The organism is Streptomyces ochraceiscleroticus (assembly GCF_000720485.1).
Lineage (GTDB): Bacteria > Actinomycetota > Actinomycetes > Streptomycetales > Streptomycetaceae > Streptomyces > Streptomyces ochraceiscleroticus.
Genome location: NZ_JOAX01000060.1, coordinates 1 through 3,269 on the forward strand (window position 1 = coordinate 1; position 3,269 = coordinate 3,269).

Below are 3,269 nucleotides of genomic sequence, written 5' to 3' on the forward strand. Positions count from 1 at the left end.
GGGTGGCTGGTCGTTGCTTGAGAACTGCACAGTGGACGCGAGCATCTGTGGCCAAGTTTTTAAGGGCGCACGGTGGATGCCTTGGCACCAGGAACCGATGAAGGACGTGGGAGGCCACGATAGTCCCCGGGGAGTCGTCAACCAGGCTTTGATCCGGGGGTTTCCGAATGGGGAAACCCGGCAGTCGTCATGGGCTGTCACCCGCTGCTGAACACATAGGCAGTGTGGAGGGAACGCGGGGAAGTGAAACATCTCAGTACCCGCAGGAAGAGAAAACAACCGTGATTCCGGGAGTAGTGGCGAGCGAAACCGGATGAGGCCAAACCGTATTGGTGTGATACCCGGCAGGGGTTGCCAGTGCGGGGTTGCGGGATCTCTTTTCTACAGTCTGCCGGCTGTGGGACGAGTCAGAAACCGTTGATGTAGTCGAAGGACATGCGAAAGGTCCGGCGTAGAGGGTAAGACCCCCGTAGACGAAACGTCAGCGGCTCGTTTAAGAGACACCCAAGTAGCACGGGGCCCGAGAAATCCCGTGTGAATCTGGCGGGACCACCCGTTAAGCCTAAATATTCCCTGGTGACCGATAGCGGATAGTACCGTGAGGGAATGGTGAAAAGTACCGCGGGAGCGGAGTGAAATAGTACCTGAAACCGTGTGCCTACAAGCCGTGGGAGCGTCGCGCAAGAGCTTGCTCTTGCGTCGTGACTGCGTGCCTTTTGAAGAATGAGCCTGCGAGTTTGCGGTATGTTGCGAGGTTAACCCGTGTGGGGAAGCCGTAGCGAAAGCGAGTCCGAAGAGGGCGACTTTAGTAGCATGCTCAAGACCCGAAGCGGAGTGATCTAGCCATGGGCAGGTTGAAGCGGAGGTAAGACTTCGTGGAGGACCGAACCCACCAGGGTTGAAAACCTGGGGGATGACCTGTGGTTAGGGGTGAAAGGCCAATCAAACTCCGTGATAGCTGGTTCTCCCCGAAATGCATTTAGGTGCAGCGTCGTGTGTTTCTTGCCGGAGGTAGAGCACTGGATAGGCGATGGGCCCTACCGGGTTACTGACCTTAGCCAAACTCCGAATGCCGGTAAGTGAGAGCGCGGCAGTGAGACTGTGGGGGATAAGCTCCATGGTCGAGAGGGAAACAGCCCAGAGCATCGACTAAGGCCCCTAAGCGTGTGCTAAGTGGGAAAGGATGTGGAGTCGCAGAGACAACCAGGAGGTTGGCTTAGAAGCAGCCACCCTTGAAAGAGTGCGTAATAGCTCACTGGTCAAGTGATTCCGCGCCGACAATGTAGCGGGGCTCAAGCACACCGCCGAAGTCGTGTCATTGCAGCATTACTCCCAACGGAGGCTGTGATGGGTAGGGGAGCGTCGTGTGCCGGGTGAAGCAGCCGTGGAAACGAGTTGTGGACGGTTCACGAGTGAGAATGCAGGCATGAGTAGCGATACACACGTGAGAAACGTGTGCGCCGATTGACTAAGGGTTCCTGGGTCAAGCTGATCTGCCCAGGGTAAGTCGGGACCTAAGGCGAGGCCGACAGGCGTAGTCGATGGACAACCGGTTGATATTCCGGTACCCGCTTTGAAACGCCCAATATCGAATCAGAGGATGCTAAGCCCGTGAAGCCGGCCTGGAGTCTTCGGACAAAGGGACGTGGTGGAGCCGGTGACCCGATTCTGTAGTAGGTAAGCGATGGGGTGACGCAGGAAGGTAGTCCAGCCCGGGCGGTGGTTGTCCCGGGGTAAGGGTGTAGCCCGTGTGGTAGGCAAATCCGTCACACGTTAAGGGTGAGACCTGATGCCGAGCCGATTGTGGTGAAGTGGATGATCCTATGCTGTCGAGAAAAGCCTCTAGCGAGTTTCATGGCGGCCCGTACCCTAAACCGACTCAGGTGGTCAGGTAGAGAATACCGAGGCGTTCGGGTGAACTATGGTTAAGGAACTCGGCAAAATGCCCCCGTAACTTCGGGAGAAGGGGGGCCATTGCTGGTGATGAGTCTTGCACTCTGAGCTGGTGGTGGCCGCAGAGACCAGCGAGAAGCGACTGTTTACTAAAAACACAGGTCCGTGCGAAGCCGTAAGGCGATGTATACGGACTGACGCCTGCCCGGTGCTGGAACGTTAAGGGGACCGGTTAGCTCTGTTTCGACGGGGCGAAGCTGAGAACTTAAGCGCCAGTAAACGGCGGTGGTAACTATAACCATCCTAAGGTAGCGAAATTCCTTGTCGGGTAAGTTCCGACCTGCACGAATGGCGTAACGACTTCTCGACTGTCTCAACCATAGGCCCGGTGAAATTGCACTACGAGTAAAGATGCTCGTTTCGCGCAGCAGGACGGAAAGACCCCGGGACCTTTACTATAGCTTGATATTGGTGTTCGGTTCGGCTTGTGTAGGATAGGTGGGAGACTGTGAACCGATCACGCCAGTGGTCGGGGAGTCATTGTTGAAATACCACTCTGGTCGTGCTGGATGTCTAACCTGGGTCCGTGATCCGGATCAGGGACAGTGTCTGGTGGGTAGTTTAACTGGGGCGGTTGCCTCCCAAAGGGTAACGGAGGCGCCCAAAGGTTCCCTCAGCCTGGTTGGCAATCAGGTGTTGAGTGTAAGTGCACAAGGGAGCTTGACTGTGAGACTGACGGGTCGAGCAGGGACGAAAGTCGGGACTAGTGATCCGGCGGTGGCTTGTGGAAGCGCCGTCGCTCAACGGATAAAAGGTACCCCGGGGATAACAGGCTGATCTTCCCCAAGAGTCCATATCGACGGGATGGTTTGGCACCTCGATGTCGGCTCGTCGCATCCTGGGGCTGGAGTCGGTCCCAAGGGTTGGGCTGTTCGCCCATTAAAGCGGTACGCGAGCTGGGTTTAGAACGTCGTGAGACAGTTCGGTCCCTATCCGCTGTGCGCGTAGGAGTATTGAGAAGGGCTGTCCCTAGTACGAGAGGACCGGGACGGACGAACCTCTGGTGTGCCAGTTGTCCTGCCAAGGGCATGGCTGGTTGGCTACGTTCGGGAGGGATAACCGCTGAAAGCATCTAAGCGGGAAGCCTGCTTCAAGATGAGTACTCCCACCTCCTTGAGAGGGTAAGGCTCCCAGTAGACGACTGGGTTGATAGGCCAGATATGGAAGCCCGGTAACGGGTGGAGTTGACTGGTACTAATAGGCCGAGGGCTTGTCCTCAGTTGCTCGCGTCCACTGTGTCATAGCGTTAGGGAAACGCCCGGTTACATTTCGAACCCGGAAGCTAAGCCTTTCAGCGCCGATGGTACTGCAGGGGG

The 3,269-nt window shown here is 56.7% G+C and carries 2 rRNA genes; both read left to right on the plus strand.

Annotated elements, in window-relative coordinates:
* Positions 1 to 49: 49 nt before the first annotated feature.
* Positions 50 to 3,171 (plus strand): 23S ribosomal RNA (locus IG84_RS0137070).
* A 12-nt stretch (positions 3,172 to 3,183) separates the two neighbouring features.
* Positions 3,184 to 3,269 (plus strand): 5S ribosomal RNA (rrf, locus tag IG84_RS0137075); the annotation flags it as partial.